Source organism: Duganella sp. GW821-FHT07G03 (assembly GCF_059418605.1).
The window spans coordinates 415816-432537 of sequence record NZ_JBWKQE010000001.1 but is presented as its reverse complement, the minus strand read 5'-3'; the positions used below and the strand labels follow the sequence as shown (position 1 = coordinate 432537).

Below are 16722 nucleotides of genomic sequence, written 5' to 3'. Positions count from 1 at the left end.
CAAACAAGAATACCTTAACCTGACGCACCAAGATAGCGCAGAGTGGTAAGAAAAACTATACAACAACAGCAAAAATAACTAGATGGCGTGTAGGGTTATTCAAGTTTATTCTTAACTCATGCAAGTTATTCACGATTTGATGAACGAGACCAGCGCCATGACCCCACTCGAATTACGTCACAAAGTACGCAGCGGCGAATTCCGCCTGCCGACCTCCGGCTACTGCGGCGCCTACGCCCAGGCCAACCTGGTGATCCTGCCGCAGGCGCATGCCGACGAGTTCCTGCGCTTCTGCCAGCGCAACCCGCGCGCCTGTCCGCTGTTGGCGGTGGGCGAGCCTGGCCAGTGGAACCTGCCGCGCCTGGGCGCCGACATGGACCTGCGCAGCGACATCCCCGGCTACAACATCTATCGCGGCGGCCAACTGGCGTCGCAAACCCACTCGCTGCACGACGTCTGGCGCGACGACCTGGTGGTGTTCGCGATCGGCTGCTCGTTCTCGTTCGAGCAAATGCTGATCGAGGCCGGCATCAAGCTGCGCCACATCGAGCAGCGCCGCAACGTCGCCATGTACCGCACCAATATCCGCAACCAGAGCGCCGGCCCGTTCGGCGGCGAGATGGTGGTGTCGATGCGGCCGATGAAGGCCGCCGACGCCATCCGCGCGATCCAGATCACCAGCCGCTATCCGGCGGTGCACGGCGCGCCGGTGCACTTGGGTGACCCGTCGCTGATCGGCATCGCCGACATCGCGCGGCCCGAATACGGCGATCCGGTCGAGATCATGCCGGACGAAATACCGGTCTTCTGGGCATGCGGCGTCACGCCGCAGGAAGCCATACGCCACGCGCGCCTGCCGCTGGCGATCACCCACCAGCCGGGCTACATGCTGGTAACCGACATACTCAATGCATCGTTAGCCGCGTTCTGATTTAAAACCAAAGTAGCACCCGCGACGGACCCGCACAGCGCGTCCGCAGGGGAGTGCTACGCCAGACAAAAAGGGGACCACCATGAATACCAGAGCACTATCAACCACCCAGCCGGAGGGATTCTTCTCCTGGTTCCACGCCTTGACCGGCAAGGAACGCCGCACCTTCTGGAGCTGCAAGATCGGCTACGCGCTCGACGCGATGGACACGCAGTTCCTCAGCTTCGTGATCCCGACGCTGATCGCCACCTGGGGCCTGTCCAAGGGCGACGCCGGCTTGATCGGCACCGTCACCTTGCTGACCTCCGCCCTCGGTGGCTGGATCGCCGGCATCCTGTCGGACCGCATCGGCCGCGTCAAGACGCTGCAACTGACCATCCTGTGGTTCGCCTTCTTCACCGTGCTGTGCGGACTGGCGCAGAACTTCACCCAGCTGCTGGTGGCGCGCGGCCTGATGGGCTTTGGCATGGGCGGCGAGTGGACCGCCGGCGCCATCCTGATCGGCGAGGTCATACGCGCCAAGGATCGCGGCAAGGCGGTCGGCATGGTGCAGGCGGGATGGGCGATCGGCTGGGGCGTCTCGGCGTTGTTGTATGCGCTGATGTTCTCGCTGCTGCCGCCTGAGTGGGCATGGCGTTCGCTGTTCCTGCTGGGGATATTGCCGGCGTTGTTCGTGATCTTCATCCGCCGCTTCGTCGATGAGCCGGAAGTGTTCGTGGCGCAGCAGAAGGCGGTGGCGCCGGAGGACCGCGCCTCGTTTGCCGCGATCTTCGCGCCCAAGATGCTGAGCACCACCGTGCGCGCCGTATTGCTGACCACCGGCGCCCAGGGCGGCTATTACGCCATCACCACCTGGCTGCCGACCTTCCTCAAGACCGAGCGCCACCTGACGGTGCTGGGCACCGGCGGCTACCTGGCGATGGTGATCGTCGGCTCGTATGTGGGCTATATCGTCAGCGCCTTCCTGACCGACTACCTGGGCCGCAAGAAGAACTTCATCCTGTTCGCCACCGGCTCGCTGTGCATCGCCCTGGCCTACACCCGCTTGCCGGTGACGGACGGCGTGATGCTGTTCCTCGGTTTCCCGCTGGGCTTCTGCGTGTCCGGTGTGTTCAGCGGCATGGGCGCCTTCCTGACCGAGCTGTTCCCGACCTCGATCCGCGGTTCGGGCCAGGGCTTCAGCTACAACATGGGGCGCGCCATCGGCTCACTGTTCCCGCTGATGATAGGCCTGAGCAGCCAGTCGATGGCGCTGGGCGAGGCGATCGGCATATTCGCCGGCACCGCCTACGGCGTGATGATCCTGGCCGCCCTGACGCTGCCCGAAACCGCCGGCAAACAACTTGAATCTTGAATCAAAAAGGTAAGACCATGAAAAACGACATCCCCGCCCAACAACTTCGCTGGCAGTTCTGGGTCGATCGCGGCGGCACCTTCACCGACATCGTCGCGCGCCGTCCGGACGGCAAGCTGGTCACGCACAAGCTGCTGTCCGAATACCCGGAACGCTACGACGACGCCGTCACGCAAGGCATGCGCGACCTGCTTGGACTGAAGACGGGCGATCCGCTGCCGGCCGATCAGATCGAAGTGATCAAGATGGGCACCACCGTCGCCACCAACGCGCTGTTGGAGCGCAAGGGCGCGCGCACCGCGCTGGCGATTACGCGTGGTTTCGCCGACCAGCTGCGCATCGGCTACCAGGACCGGCCGGACATCTTCGCCATGCACATTGAGCTGCCGGACCTGATCTACGAAGAAGTGATCGAGATCGATGAACGCATCGGCGCACGCGGCGAGGTGCTGAAAGCGCCGGATGAAGAGGTGTTGCGCGGCCAGTTCGTCGCGATGCGCGCCAAAGGCATCGACGCCATCGCCATCGTGTTGATGCACGCCTACCGCTATCCGCAGCACGAGCAGCGGCTGCGGGTGCTGGCCGAGGAGGTCGGCTTCACGCAGATCTCCGTCAGCCACCAGGTCAGCCCGTTGATGAAGATCGTCGGCCGTGGCGACACCACGGTGGTGGACGCCTACCTGTCGCCGGTGCTGCGCGACTACGTGTCGCGGGTATCGGCCGATGCGGGCGATGTGCGCATCATGTTCATGCAGTCCAACGGCGGCCTGACCGACGCCGGCCGCTTCCAGGGCAAGGACGCGATCCTGTCCGGTCCCGCCGGCGGCATCGTCGGCGCGGTCAAGAGCTGCGAGGCGATCGGCCTGAAACAGGTGATAGGCTTCGACATGGGCGGCACCTCGACCGACGTCGCCCACTACGACGGCGCCTACGAGCGCGTGTTCGAGACCGTGGTGGCCGGCGTGCGGGTGCGCGCGCCGATGATGCACATCCATACCGTGGCGGCGGGCGGCGGTTCTATCTGCAGCTTCGAGAACGGCCGCTTCAAGGTCGGGCCGGAATCTGCCGGCGCCAATCCGGGACCGGCCAGCTACCGCAAGGGCGGCCCGCTGACCGTCACCGACTGCAATGTGATGCTGGGCCGTATCCAGCCGGAGCACTTCCCGCGCGTGTTCGGTCCGAACGGCGACCAGCCGCTGGACCGGGATGTGGTGGTGCGCGCTTTCGGCGAATTGTCCGAGAAGATCGCCCACGAAACCGGCACCCGGCTATCGCCTTCCGCCGTGGCCGACGGCTTCCTGGCGGTGGCGGTCGATAACATGGCGCAGGCGATCAAGTCGATCTCGGTGGAACGCGGTTATGACGTCAGCCGCTACGCCATGTGCTGCTTCGGCGGCGCCGGCGGCCAGCATGCCTGCCGCGTGGCCGACGTGCTGGGCATGACCAAGATCGTCATCCACCCGTTCGCCGGCGTGCTGTCGGCCTTCGGCATGGGCCTGGCCGACATCCGCGCCATGCGCGAAGGCGCGGTCGAGCAGCCGCTCAGCGACGCCACGCTGGCCGAACTGGGTCCGCAACTGGTGGCGCTGGCGCGCGACGCCGCCACCGAACTGCTGGAGCAGCAGGTGGCGCAGGAGGATATCCGCGTCGAACTGTGCGCGCGGCTGAAGTACCAGGACAGCGATTCCGCCTTCGTGATCCCGCTGGCCGACATGGCCGACATGAGCGAGGCCTTTGCGGCGCTGTATCGCGGCCGTTTCGGCTTCGTCATGGAAGGCCAGCCGCTGGTGATCGAATCGGTATCGGCCGAAGCGATCGGCGCGGGCGATGGCGCCGACTTCGTCATCGAAGTGCCGGCCGGCGGTGGCGCAGATTCGCCGGGACGCGTCTACAGCTACGTCGACGGCCAGACCGTGCCGATCGCGCTGCACGTGCGCGCCGAACTGCCGGTGGGCAGCCGCGTCGCCGGTCCGGCGCTGATCCGCGAGGAGATTGCCACCACCGTGGTGGACGCCGGCTGGAGCGCGCGCGTGCTGCCCGACCACTCGCTGCTGCTGGAGCGCAGCGTGGCCGCCGGCAGCGCGCACAAGATGACCACCGACGTGCATCCGATCCACCTGGAGATCTTCAACAACCTGTTCATGGCGATCGCCAAGCAGATGGGCACCACGCTGGAGAACACCGCCTACTCGGTCAACATGAAGGAGCGGCTGGACTTCTCCTGCGCCATCTTCGACCGCGACGGCAACCTGATCGCCAACGCGCCGCACATCCCGGTCCATCTGGGCTCGATGAGCGACAGCGTGCTGTGCGTGATCCGCCAGCACGCGGCGACGATGGCGCCGGGCGACGCCTATGTGCTCAACGTGCCTTACAACGGCGGCACCCACCTGCCGGACATCACCATCGTCTGCCCGGTGTACGGCGACGGTGACCAGCCGCTGTTCTACGTCGCCGCGCGCGGCCACCACGGCGACGTCGGCGGCATCACGCCCGGCTCCATGCCTCCGAACAGCACCAGCATCCTGGAAGAGGGCGTCCTGCTCGATAACATCAAGATCGTCGACAAGGGCGTGTTCCTGGAGCCGCTGGTGCGCGAGCTGTTCGGCGCCGGCCCTTGGCCGAGCCGTAACATCGACCAGAACATCGCCGACCTGATCGCCCAGTTGGGCGCCTGCGAAACCGGCGCCAACGAGCTGCTGAAGGCCACCGCTTGCTACGGCGAGGACGTGGTGCTGGCCTACATGCAGCACGTGCAGGACAACGCCGAAGCGGCGGTGCGCAAGGCCATCGGCGGCCTGCGCGACGCCAGCTTCGCCTACGAGATGGACGATGGCGCGATGCTGAAGGTGAAGCTGACCATCGACCACGCCAGCCGCAGCGCCACGGTGGACTTCACCGGCACCAGCGAGCAGCGGCCGACCAACTTCAACGCGCCGCTGTCGGTCTGCAAGGCCGCCGTGCTGTACGTGTTCCGCACGCTGATCGACAGCGACATCCCGATGAACGAGGGTGTGCTCAAGCCGCTCAAGCTGATCATCCCGGAAGGCTCGATGCTCAACCCGCGCTATCCGGCGGCGGTGGTGGCTGGGAATGTGGAAGTGTCGCAGTACGTCACCGATGCGCTGTATGGTGCGCTGGGCGTGATGTCGGCCTCGCAGGGCACGATGAACAACTTCACCTTCGGGAACGCCGAGCACCAGTACTACGAAACCATCGCCGGCGGTTCCGGCGCGGGGCCGGGCTTCGACGGCACGGCCGCCGTGCAGACCCACATGACCAACTCGCGCATGACCGATCCGGAGGTGCTGGAGTGGCGCTTCCCGGTGCTGGTCGAAACCCACGCCATCCGTCGCGGCAGCGGCGGCGAGGGCGCGCAGCGGGGCGGCGACGGCGCCTTGCGCCGCATCCGCTTCCTGGAGGCGATGACGGCCAACATCCTGGCCGGCCACCGCCGCATCGCGCCGTTCGGGCTGGAAGGCGCGGAGCCCGGGGCGTTGGGCCGCAACTGGGTCGAGCGCGGCGACGGCACGGTCGAGGAGTTCGGCGCCACGCACACCGCCGAAATGCAGGCCGGTGATGTCTTCGCCATCGAGACGCCGGGCGGCGGCGGCTTCGGTATCAAATAAGCAAAGTGGCGGGGTAGCCAGGGCTCGTTATCCCGCCTCCAACATCAGAGCCTGTACAACTGGGGACAAAAAATGAATAAAACTATGTTTGCGCTGGCGCTGAGCGCATTGGCCGGTACGGCTGCGGCCCAATCCAATGTGACGGTGTACGGCATCGTCGACGTGGCGGTGGTGCGCGAAAGCGGCGGCGTCGGCACGGCCGCCTCCAGCACCAAGCTGACCAGCGGCGTTGAATCGGGCTCGCGCCTGGGCTTCAAGGGCACCGAGGATCTGGGCAGCGGCCTGTCCGCCATCTTCCTGCTGGAGAACGGCTTCCAGGCCGATACCGGCGCGATGGGGCAGGGCGGCTTGCTGTTCGGCCGCCAGGCCTACGTCGGCCTGCAGAGCAAGACGGCCGGCACGCTGACGTTGGGCCGCCAGTACACGCCGCAGTACCTGGCGGTGGCGGCGGTCGATCCCTTCGGCTCCGGCACGGCGGGCGACACCAAGAACCTGATGGCCTCCACCGGCAATAGCGCCAGCCGCATGGACAACGCGGTCAAGTACGCGTCGCCGGTGGTCAACGGCTTCAATGCGGAACTGGTCTACGGCGTCGGCGAAGTGGCGGGCGACAGCACGGCGCAGCGCCAGTTCGGCGGCGCGCTCGCCTACACCAGCGGCCCGCTGGTGGTGCGCCTCGCGCATCACAACCGCAATAACGACACCGCCACGCTGAAGAACACCAGCAGCGCCAAGAACACCGTGCTGACCGCGCTGTACGACTTCGGCGTGGCGAAGGCGCACTTTGCCTACGGCGTCGACAAGGGTTTGAACAGCGCCTTGCCGCGCAACCTGAACAACCCGTTCGGCTACGCCGTCGCGCCGACGCCGTCCATCGACAGCAGCGTGGTGCTGCTGGGCGTGACGGTGCCGCAGGGGATGGGCACGTGGCTGGCCTCCTACATCCGCAAGAACGACAAGACCAGCTTCAACCAGGATGCGCAGCAGCTGGCGGCGGGCTATCGCCACTACCTGTCCAAACGCACGGACTTATACGGGGTGTATGCTTACATCCGCAATAAAAACGGCGCGGGCTACACGGTCGGCAGCGCGATCGAAGGCGGTAGCGGCAATCGCGGCCTCAATCTCGGCATTCGTCACGTTTTCTAAGGAGCGGTCATGAAAAAACTATTCACGGGTTTGTTTGCTGGACTGATGATGTTGGCGGCGCTGGGGGCGGGCGCGGCGGAGAAGGGTACGGCCGATGAAGCGGTGGCGATGGTCAAGAAAGCCAGCGAGTTCCTGAAGAAGAACGGCAAGGAAAAAGCCCTCGCCGAGTTCAATAATCCGAAGGGGCAGTTTATCCAGAAGGATCTGTACATCTTCGTCTTCGGCGCCAACGGCGACGGCGTGGAGCTGGCCAACGGCGCCAACATCAAGCTGGTCGGCAAGAACGTGCTGGAGATGAAGGATGCAGACGGCAAGTTCCTGATCAAGGACATCCTGGCGCTGGGCATGGGCAAGGAAGGCAAGGGCTGGGTCGATTACAAGTGGCCCAACCCGAGCACCGGCACCGTCGACGGCAAGCGCACCTACGTCGAGCGCGTGGAGGACGTCGTGATCGGTTGTGGTATTTACAAGTAAGAATAGGGGGCGGGGGTGGGTTGTTCTCACTCCTATATTTCAAGTTATAAAAAATAGGTTGCCACGGAGCAAATCACAAACTATGATTAAGTTATAAAGAGACCCAAATAACGTCTACATATAGGTGGTGACATGCTACTCACTGAGCACACTGCCGTCACGATCCGCAAAGGACCGCCACGGCCACAAGACGCAATAGGCGCTATCCCAGCCGCCGCCAACACGTATGACATGACGACCGAAGACGATATCGGCGATGCATTCACGTCCCTGGCGGCAAGCGGTGAAGCGATCTCGATGTACACCAGCGGCGTCCGTGAGCCGGTGCTTGGGCGCATACTGTCAGTCGATCCCGAACAGCCGCATTTCGTGATGGAATTGAACGAAGGCATGACCCTGCCGCCCGGCAAAGTCAACTTTGTCACCGTCATGAGCAATGCAAAGATTCAGTTTCGCCTGTCCGATCCGGATTGGAAATCGCTGCCCGGCCAGCCGCACCTGATCCCGATGAAATTCCCGGAAACCTGCGCAGTGCTGAACCGGCGCGCATCGGAGCGCGTGGAAACGCCGCTCGGCGTCACGTTCATGGCCTCGTTCGAGGTGAACGGCAGGATGTATGAGCTGCCCATCTACGATTTCGCGATGGGCGGAATGGGCCTGCGCTGCACCAAGAGCGCCACTAAGGGTTTGCTCAAGGGCCGCAAGGTGGTGGAGGTGCGCCTGGAACTGGAGACGGAATCGGAGTCGGAATCCGTGGTCGTCACGGAAATGGAAATCCGGGTCACGCGCGGCGTCCGTTCCTTCCTGCTGGGCGAACAGCTCCATGTCGGCTGCATGTTCACCCAGGTGTCGCCGGAGGCGGAAGCCGATATCAAAACCCTGCTCAAGCACATCAACCACGCCACGACCTAGCGGTTTAGTACTTGAGCGAACGCCGCATCACCAGCGGCGGCGGTTCCATCGGATTGGCGTGCGAGTATTCAAGCTCTTCGGCCAGTTCGAATTCAAAGGCGGTGTAGAAGTCGATCAGCTTGGGCTGGTCGCTGCGCACGGCCAGCCGCACTTCCTCCACGCCGCTCGCCAGGCCGTGATGGATCACCGCCTCCAGCAGATGCTGCGACAGATTGCTGCCCCGATATTGCGGCAGCACGCCCATGCGGCAGATTTCCCAGACATCCGGCTCCGCATCGAGCGGCAGCCAGCGCACCGAACCGACCGGCTGTTCATCGACCAACAAAACAAAACCGCCGCCATCGCGCAGATGTTCTGCAACGAGGACGGCGGTTTCGCGGTGGCCGCTGGACGTGACGCTGACCTTGCCGGCCCACGCAGCGCGCGTGAGTTCGGCAATCAGCTTGGCATCGTCATCCCTTGCTTCCCGAACCACGATGTTCATCGTCCGGCCCTTAGCGGATGCGCATGCCTGGCTCAGCGCCCGGCCATGGGTTGAGGATGTAGATGCCTGGATTGGCTTTCTCGTCTTTCGCCGAACCGGCCAGCACCATGCCTTCGGACACGCCGAACTTCATCTTGCGCGGCGCCAGATTGGCGACCATCACGGTCAGCTTGCCGACCAGTTCTTCCGGCTGGTACATGGACTTGATGCCCGAGAAGACATTGCGCAGGCGGCCTTCGCCCACGTCCAGGGTCAGGCGCAGCAACTTGTCCGAACCGTCGACGTGTTCGCAGTTGACGATCTTGGCCACGCGCAGGTCGATCCTGACGAAGTCGTCGATGCTGATTTGCGGGGCCAGTTCTTCCACGCCTTCCGGCATCGGCAGCGCCGGCGCGGCTGGCGCGGTGGCCTGCTTGGCAGGCTTGGCGGCGACCGCCGGAGCGGCTGCCGCGGCAGCTTGCTGGGCCGGCGCATCGAACAGGTCTTCGATCATCTTGGCGTCGACGCGCGTCATCAGGTGCGCATAGGCGCCGATGGTGCGGCCCAGCATCGCGTTCGACACCACGCCGCTGGCGACATCGGTATCGGCCCACAGCAGCTGCTCGTCGTTGAGGAACTTCGACACATTGGCGGCCACGCCCGGCAGCACCGGCGACAGCAGGATGGTCAGCTGGCGGAACAGGATCAGCGCGGTGGTGCAGACGTCGTGCAACTCGGCCAGTTTGGCCTCGTCCTTGGCCAGTATCCACGGCTTGTTCTCGTCGACATACTGGTTGGTGATGTCGGCGATCTCCATGATCTCGCGCAGCGCCTTGCCGAACTCGCGCGCCTCGAAATTGGCGGCGATGCTGGCCTGGCGCTCGACGCCGTCAGCGGTGATCAGCGCGCGCTTGATCCAGCCCTGCGCGCCCTCGGACAGCGACGAGGCCAGCTTGCCGTCGAATTTCTTGGCGATGAAGCCGGCGCAGCGCGAAGCGATGTTGACGTACTTGCCGATCAAGTCGCTGTTGACGCGGGCCACGAAGTCGTCGCCGGTGAAGTCCAGGTCTTCGACCTTGGAGTTCAGCTTGAAGGCGATGTAGTAGCGCAGCCATTCCGGGTTCATGCCCAGGTTCAGGTAGCGCAGCGGCGAGATGCCGGTGCCGCGCGACTTCGACATCTTCTCGTTGTTGACGGTCAGGTGGCCGTGCACGTTGACCTTGAGCTTGTCGATCACCGGATGGCCGGCGAAGTTCAGCATGGCCGGCCAGAACAGCAGGTGGAAGGAGACGATGTCCTTGCCGATGAAGTGGATCTGCTCGGTGCCCGGATCGTTCAGCAGCGCGTTGAAGTCGATGCCCTTTTTCTCGCAATAGTTCTTCAGGCTGGCCAGGTAGCCGACCGGCGCGTCCAGCCAGACGTAGAAGAACTTGCCCGGCGCGTCGGGAATCGGGATGCCGAAGTAGGGCGCGTCGCGCGAGATGTCCCAGTCGGCCAGCTTTTCGCCGGCTTCGCCCAGCCACTCGCTGACCTTGTTGACCATTTCCGGCTGCAGGCGGCCGGGCGTGTTCAGCCAGTCCTTGAGGAACTGGTAGCAGCGCGGGTCGGACAGCTTGAAGAAGTACTGCTCCGAATCCTTGAGGATGGGCGTGGCGTTGGTGAACACCGAGAACGGGTTGATCAGCTCGGTCGGCTGGTAGGCCGCACCGCACACTTCGCAGTTGTCGCCGTACTGGTCCTTGGCGTGGCAGGTCGGGCACTCGCCCTTGATGTTGCGGTCCGCCAGGAACATGCCTTTGACCGGGTCGTAGAAGCGCGGCACGATCTTGGTCTGGATCAGGCCGTTATCGCGCAGCTTGCGGTAGATGCCCTGCGACAGTTCGACGTTTTCCGGGGAGTCGGTCGAATACCAGTTGTCAAAGGCGATATGAAAACCGTCCAGGTACTGGGCGCGGCCGGCGGCGATCTTGGCCACGAATTCCTGCGGCGTGATGCCTTCCTTTTCGGCGGCGATCATGATCGGCGTGCCGTGGGTGTCGTCGGCGCCGACAAAGTGCACGACACGTTGCGCATCGCCGTCGCGCTGCATTCGCTGGAACCGGACCCAGATGTCGGCCTGGATGTATTCCATCATGTGGCCAATATGGAAAGCGGCGTTAGCGTAGGGCAGGGCAGTGGTGACGAACAGCTTGCGGGTCATGGTTGATGCACTTTGTGGGTGGAAAAAGAACATTTTAACAGTGGAAGCCGCAACTGCACACGTCTGAGGGGTTTTCTGTCGCTATGCGCTAGAATGAGGGCACATTTTACGGAGAGAGTTACATGAGCATCACAGTAGAAGACGTCAAAGCCGCGCTGTCCCAAATCGTTGACCCAAATACAACGAAAGACTATGTGTCCGGCAAGGCCGTGAAGAATTTGAAGGTCGAGGGCGGCGATATCTCCCTCGATATCGAGCTGGGCTACCCGGCCAAGAGCCAGTTCGACGCCATCCGCGCCAGCGTCATCGCCGCGCTGCGCGTGCTGCCGGGCGCCGGCAATGTCAGCGTCAACGTGCACAGCAAGGTGATCTCGCACACCGTGCAGCGCGGCCTGAAGCTGATGCCCAATGTGAAGAACATCATCGCCGTGGCCTCCGGCAAGGGCGGCGTGGGCAAATCGACCACCGCCGTCAACCTGGCGCTGGCGCTGGCCGCCGAGGGCGCCTCGGTCGGCCTGCTGGACGCCGACATCTACGGCCCGTCGCAGCCGATGATGCTGGGCGTGTCCGGCCGTCCGGAGACCAAGGACGGCAAGACCATGGAGCCGCTGGAAAACTACGGCGTGCAAGTGTCGTCGATCGGCTTCCTGATCGACCCGGACGAGCCGATGGTGTGGCGCGGCCCGATGGTCACCCAGGCGCTGCAGCAGCTGCTGGAGCAGACCAACTGGCGCGACCTCGACTACCTGATCGTCGACATGCCGCCGGGCACCGGCGACATCCAGCTGACCTTGTCGCAGAAAGTGCCGGTCACCGGCGCCGTCATCGTCACCACGCCGCAGGACATCGCGCTGCTGGACGCACGCAAGGGCCTGAAGATGTTCGAGAAGGTCGGCATTCCTATCCTCGGCATCGTCGAGAACATGAGCACCCACATCTGCTCCAACTGCGGCCATGCGGAAGAGATCTTCGGCGCCGGCGGCGGCGCCAAGATGTGCAAGGATTTCAACGTCGAGTTCCTCGGCGCCTTGCCGCTGACCTTGTCCATCCGCGAGCAGGCCGATTCCGGCAAGCCGACCGTGGTGGCCGAGCCGGACGGCCAGGTGGCCGCCATCTACAAGGACATCGCCCGCAAGATTGCAGTACAGGTCGCTGAGAAGGCCAAGGATATGACCAGCAAGTTCCCTAGCATCGTCATCAAGAACGACTAACCGGAGATTAACCATGATGAAAAAAATTATCGCCGCCGCAGCCTTCATGGCCGTGGGCGCCAGCGCTTATGCCCAGCAGTCGGTGGCCTTCGTCGAGCCTTTCGATGGCTCCACCGTCACCAGCCCGTTCCGGGTCAAGTTCGCCGTCACCGGCATGGAGGTCAAGCCGGCCGGCGACATGACGGCCAACACCGGCCACCACCACCTGCTGATCAACGCTGCGCCGGTCAAGGCGGGTGAAGTGGTGCCGGCCGACGACCAGCACATCCACTTCGGCAAGGGCCAGACCGAGACCGAAGTCAAGCTGGCGCCCGGCACCTATGTCCTGTCGCTGCAGTTCGCCAACGGCTTGCACCAGTCCTATGGTCCGGGCATGAGCACGTCCATCAAGGTCACCGTCAAGTAAGCGTTTACGTCGACGGATTGGTTGCGTGCGGCCCACACTGCACGCACTATTCCAAAAAAGATACTAAAAAACGCAACACCATGGGTTAGCATGCGGTTTTGTTTTGCCGAGAGCATGCCTTGACGTCGTCCCATCTGCACGCGGCCCCCGCGCCGGCCGCACACCACGCCGCCCCTGAATTCTGCCCCAGTTGCAAGACCCGCCTCGGCGCCAATTTCTGCCCGCAATGCGGCCAGGAAGCCATACTGCATCCACCCAGCATGGGCGAGTTCGTCGCCGAGTTCATCGGCCACTATGTCGCCATCGAAGGCAAGCTGTGGCGCACGATGGTCCAGTTGCTGCTGCGTCCGGGCGGCCTGACCAAGGCCTATATGGCCGGCCTGCGCGTCAACTACATGCAGCCGCTGCGGCTGTTCCTGACGTTGAGCGTGATCCTTTTTTCGCTATTGCAGTTCGGCGGCTTCAAGATCGACAGCAACGACGTCAAGCCTGCATCGGGTGAGATGGTCTTCACTGCCGACATGAAGCAGACCGATTCCACGGCCGCTCCGGCGCCAGTGGTCGCCGGCGCCACCAGATATACGGCCTCGCTTGGCTACTATAGTGTCACCCTGCTGCGCGATGGGAAATCGACCGAGTTCGGGGTCAATTTCAGTGTTCCGAATAGCGAACAATCCTCCATGCTGCACTCGGCGATATTGTTGGTCATCCCCAAGTACGATGACAAGGTCAAGCGCTTTGGCGAATTGCCGGCGGAGACCAAGGCCGAACTGATGACGCACGGCTTCTTTGTCCGCATGCCGTACGTGATCTTCTTCATGGTGCCGGTGTTCGCCCTGTTCCTCAAGCTGCTGTACCTGCCGTCGCGCCGGCCCTATGGCGAATACCTGCTGTTCGCGCTGCACGTCAACGCTTTCGCCTTCTTCGTCATGGCGCTGATGCATGCGATGCCGTGGCTGTGGGGCGTGGGTGCGCTGGCGCTGGTGCTGCTGGCGTACCTCGGCCGCGCCATGCAGAACGTGTATGGGGGCGCGGCGCTCGCCACGCTGGCCAGGTGGCTGCTGCTGGTGGCGGCCTATCTGTTGACGTTGCTTGTGCTGGTCATGCAGGTGATGCAAGTGCTGGCGATCACGTCGGTCTGAAAGGTGAGCGATGAATCAGCCAGTCTTGAAGTCCGTTCCGCACGCGAGCCCCGAATTCTGTCCCGGTTGCGTCCGGGCGCGCTGACCAAGGCCTATATGACCGGCAAGCGGGTCAACTACATGCGTTGCCCGATAGCGAACATCCTTCCCTGGGACTGTCGGCGTTGCGTGCCGTGTTCCCGACCTTCCAGCAATCGCTCGACCGTTCGTTCGCCTTCTTCATCATGGCGCTGGTGCATCTGACGCCCGTGTGGGGCACCCGCCTGCTGTTGGGTGTGCTGGCCTTGTATGTCGCCAGGGCGATGCGGAATGTCTACGGCGGCTCGCCGCTGGTCATGAACATCCTTCAGGTGGCGCTGTTCACTTCGCTGACGTCGGCCTGAGTTCAAAAAAGCGAATGGCGCCGCCAGGGATTTGTTGATCTAAGCCGTAAGCCCTTGTTTTAACACCATCTATACGCCGCGGCGCAGCTGCACTGCGGCGAATAGCCGGCGCCCGGCCGGCTCCGTATGCTGTGGTCTCTACCAACCCACGCAACCGGAGTCCACCATGCGTTTAAATCATCTGAGTTTCCCTTCCAACGACGTCGCCGCCAGCGTTGCCTTCTTTGAGCGCCAGCTGGGCTGCCGGGTCGAGCTGGCCGGCCCGACCAGCATCCTCAAGCGCGACGGCTTCGACATCGTCATCGAAGACTGCGGCGACCGCACGACCGTCTGGCCGCACAACTTCCATCTCGGCTTCGAGCTGCCGAGCGCCGACGAGGTGCGTGCCCTGCATGCCCGATTCAAGGAGGAGGGCGTGACCATGAAAACCGAGGTCTTCCACCACGAGCGCGGCTCGCGCTTCTTCTGCGAGGCGCCGGGCGGGCTGCTGTTTGAGATCAACACCCGGTCCGATGCGGAAGAGCGCTATCGCCGCACCTTCGCCGACGCGGTAAAATAGCTTCTTTTACACATAAGCACTCCTACTTCGATGACTACTGCAACAGCCAAGCCAGTCCGCACCCGTTTCGCGCCGAGCCCGACCGGCTACCTCCACCTGGGCGGCGCCCGCACGGCGCTGTATTCCTGGGCCTACGCCCGTCACTTCGGCGGCACCTTCGTGCTGCGCATCGAAGACACCGACCTCGAGCGTTCGACCCCGGAAGCGGTGCAGGCCATCATCGAAGGCATGGAGTGGCTGGGCCTGAGCCATGACGAAGGCCCGTTCTACCAGATGCAGCGCATGGACCGCTACCGCGAAGTTCTGGCGCAGATGCTGGAGGCGGGCACAGCTTACCATTGCTACTCGTCGCAGGAAGAAGTCGAGGCGATGCGCGAGCGCATGCGCGAAGCCGGCGAAAAGCCGCGCTACGACGGCACCTGGCGTCCGGAGCCGGGCAAGACCTTGCCGGCCATCCCGGCCGACCGCAAGCCGGTGGTGCGCTTCAAGAACCCGCTGGACGGCGAAGTGAGCTGGGACGATTTCGTCAAGGGCACCATCACCATCGGCAACAAGGAGCTGGACGATCTGGTCATCGCCCGTCCCGACGGCACTCCGACCTATAACTTCTGCGTGGCGGTCGACGACTGGGACATGGAAATCAGCCACGTGCTGCGCGGCGACGACCACGTCAACAACACGCCGCGCCAGATCAACATCCTGCGCGCCATCGGCGCGCCGCTGCCGCTGTACGGCCATCTGCCGATGATTTTGGGCGCCGACGGCCAGAAGATGTCCAAGCGTAAGGACGCGGTCAATGTCATGGACTACCCGGCGCAAGGCTATCTGCCGGAAGCGATCCTGAACTACCTGGCGCGCCTGGGCTGGAGCCACGGCGACGACGAGGTGTTCTCGATGGAGCAGGTGTGCAGCTGGTTCGACGGCACCCACCTGTCGAACTCGGCGGCGCAGTTCAACATCGAAAAACTGAACTGGCTCAACAACCACTATATCAAGCAGGCCGACAACGAACGCCTGGCCACGCTGGCCCAGCCGCGCATGCTGGCCGCCGGCGCCGTGTTCGACGGCGCGCCTGCGCTGCCGGCCGTGCTGGCGCTGATGAAGGAGCGCGTCAACACCGTCAACGAACTGGCCGACGCCGCCATGCTGTTCTACCGCGCACCGCAGCCGGACGCCGCGCTGATGGCCCAGCACCTGACCGACGCCGTCAAGCCGGCGCTGGCGCAGTTCGCCGAGCGTTGCGCCACGGTGGAGTGGACCAAGGAAGCGCTGGCCGCGATGATCAAGGAAGTCTTGGCGGCCAACACGCTGAAGATGCCGCAGATGGCGATGCCGCTGCGTTTGATCGTCACCGGCCAGCTACAAACGCCGGCCATCGACGCCGTGCTGCAGATCTTCGGCCGCGACGCGATTGTGGCGCGCCTGGCGAAATTTCTCTGATTCTGAATTGAATCCTGAGCAAAGTTGCAAAAGGGTATTTGCATAGTCCAGCTTCTTTGCTATACTCTTGTTTCTGCAGCAAACGGGGGTATAGCTCAGCTGGGAGAGCGCTTGCATGGCATGCAAGAGGTCAGCGGTTCGATCCCGCTTACCTCCACCACGTTGCAGAATTGGTTGTTCGCAGTCCCCATCGTCTAGAGGCCTAGGACATCACCCTTTCACGGTGAGTACGGGGGTTCGAATCCCCCTGGGGACGCCAAGGTTGTGATGAGTTGTAGATGTTGTAGTTGACGTTGTTTGTACTGATTTGTTTGATGTTTGGCTTTATGCTGGATAGATACAAGTAGTGAAAACAAAAGTCGCGCAAGCGGCTTTTATTATTTCTGCGCCCGGGGGGTATAGCTCAGCTGGGAGAGCGCTTGCATGGCATGCAAGAGGTCAGCGGTTCGATCCCGCTTACCTCCACCAC

14 protein-coding genes and 3 tRNA genes are annotated in these 16722 nt (G+C 63.3%); 15 read left to right on the top strand and 2 right to left on the bottom strand.

Going from position 1 to position 16722, the window contains the following annotated elements; all coding sequences use genetic code 11:
* Positions 1 to 139 precede the first annotated feature (139 nt).
* The 6 genes from AC07OK_RS01895 to AC07OK_RS01870 all read left to right on the top strand — a co-directional run bounded on the left by AC07OK_RS01895 (position 140) and on the right by AC07OK_RS01870 (position 8449).
* Positions 140 to 931, top strand: a complete 792-nt coding sequence (locus tag AC07OK_RS01895) for a putative hydro-lyase (protein WP_494688704.1) — start codon at positions 140 to 142, stop codon at positions 929 to 931.
* A gap of 82 nt (positions 932 to 1013) precedes the next feature.
* Positions 1014 to 2285 (top strand): MFS transporter, encoded by a 1272-nt coding sequence (locus AC07OK_RS01890; protein WP_494688703.1) that lies wholly within the window; start codon positions 1014 to 1016, stop codon positions 2283 to 2285.
* Between the two features lie 17 nt (positions 2286 to 2302).
* Positions 2303 to 5914, top strand: coding sequence for a hydantoinase B/oxoprolinase family protein (locus AC07OK_RS01885; protein WP_494688702.1), 3612 nt, complete (start codon positions 2303 to 2305; stop codon positions 5912 to 5914).
* 72 nt (positions 5915 to 5986) lie between these two features.
* Positions 5987 to 7063, top strand: a complete 1077-nt coding sequence (locus AC07OK_RS01880) for a porin (RefSeq protein WP_494688701.1) — start codon at positions 5987 to 5989, stop codon at positions 7061 to 7063.
* A 9-nt stretch (positions 7064 to 7072) separates the two neighbouring features.
* Positions 7073 to 7537, top strand: a complete 465-nt coding sequence (locus AC07OK_RS01875; protein ID WP_494688700.1) for a cache domain-containing protein — start codon at positions 7073 to 7075, stop codon at positions 7535 to 7537.
* A 231-nt stretch (positions 7538 to 7768) separates the two neighbouring features.
* On the top strand, positions 7769 to 8449 hold the full coding sequence (locus AC07OK_RS01870) for a PilZ domain-containing protein (RefSeq protein WP_494688699.1): 681 nt from the start codon (positions 7769 to 7771) through the stop codon (positions 8447 to 8449).
* Between the two features lie 4 nt (positions 8450 to 8453).
* Here AC07OK_RS01870 and AC07OK_RS01865 read toward each other — a convergent pair whose 3' ends face one another.
* Both AC07OK_RS01865 and metG read right to left on the bottom strand, forming a co-directional pair.
* A complete protein-coding gene (locus AC07OK_RS01865) occupies positions 8454 to 8933 on the bottom strand; it encodes a GNAT family N-acetyltransferase (protein WP_494688698.1) in 480 nt (159 codons plus the stop codon).
* Positions 8934 to 8943: 10 nt separating this feature from the next.
* Entirely contained in the window at positions 8944 to 11112 is a 2169-nt protein-coding gene (metG, locus tag AC07OK_RS01860) for a methionine--tRNA ligase (RefSeq protein WP_494688697.1), read from the bottom strand.
* Between the two features lie 122 nt (positions 11113 to 11234).
* Between metG and apbC the strand changes: the two genes are divergently transcribed.
* From apbC to AC07OK_RS01815, 9 genes are all read left to right on the top strand, one after another.
* Entirely contained in the window at positions 11235 to 12323 is a 1089-nt protein-coding gene (gene apbC / locus AC07OK_RS01855) for an iron-sulfur cluster carrier protein ApbC (RefSeq protein WP_116988190.1), read from the top strand.
* Between the two features lie 13 nt (positions 12324 to 12336).
* Entirely contained in the window at positions 12337 to 12729 is a 393-nt protein-coding gene (locus AC07OK_RS01850) for a DUF4399 domain-containing protein (protein ID WP_494688696.1), read from the top strand.
* Between the two features lie 119 nt (positions 12730 to 12848).
* Positions 12849 to 13871 carry a DUF3667 domain-containing protein gene (locus AC07OK_RS01845; RefSeq protein ID WP_494688695.1) on the top strand — a complete coding sequence of 341 codons (1023 nt, stop codon included), beginning with the start codon at positions 12849 to 12851 and terminating at the stop codon, positions 13869 to 13871.
* 125 nt (positions 13872 to 13996) lie between these two features.
* On the top strand, positions 13997 to 14254 hold the full coding sequence (locus tag AC07OK_RS01840; protein WP_494688694.1) for a hypothetical protein: 258 nt from the start codon (positions 13997 to 13999) through the stop codon (positions 14252 to 14254).
* A 166-nt stretch (positions 14255 to 14420) separates the two neighbouring features.
* A complete protein-coding gene (locus AC07OK_RS01835; RefSeq protein ID WP_494688693.1) occupies positions 14421 to 14813 on the top strand; it encodes a VOC family protein in 393 nt (130 codons plus the stop codon).
* A 30-nt stretch (positions 14814 to 14843) separates the two neighbouring features.
* Entirely contained in the window at positions 14844 to 16253 is a 1410-nt protein-coding gene (gene gltX, locus AC07OK_RS01830) for a glutamate--tRNA ligase (RefSeq protein ID WP_494688692.1), read from the top strand.
* An 84-nt stretch (positions 16254 to 16337) separates the two neighbouring features.
* A tRNA-Ala gene (locus AC07OK_RS01825) sits at positions 16338 to 16413 on the top strand.
* 23 nt (positions 16414 to 16436) lie between these two features.
* Positions 16437 to 16512, top strand: a tRNA-Glu gene (locus tag AC07OK_RS01820).
* A 133-nt stretch (positions 16513 to 16645) separates the two neighbouring features.
* Positions 16646 to 16721, top strand: a tRNA-Ala gene (locus tag AC07OK_RS01815).
* The last annotated feature ends 1 nt before the right edge of the window (position 16722 follow it).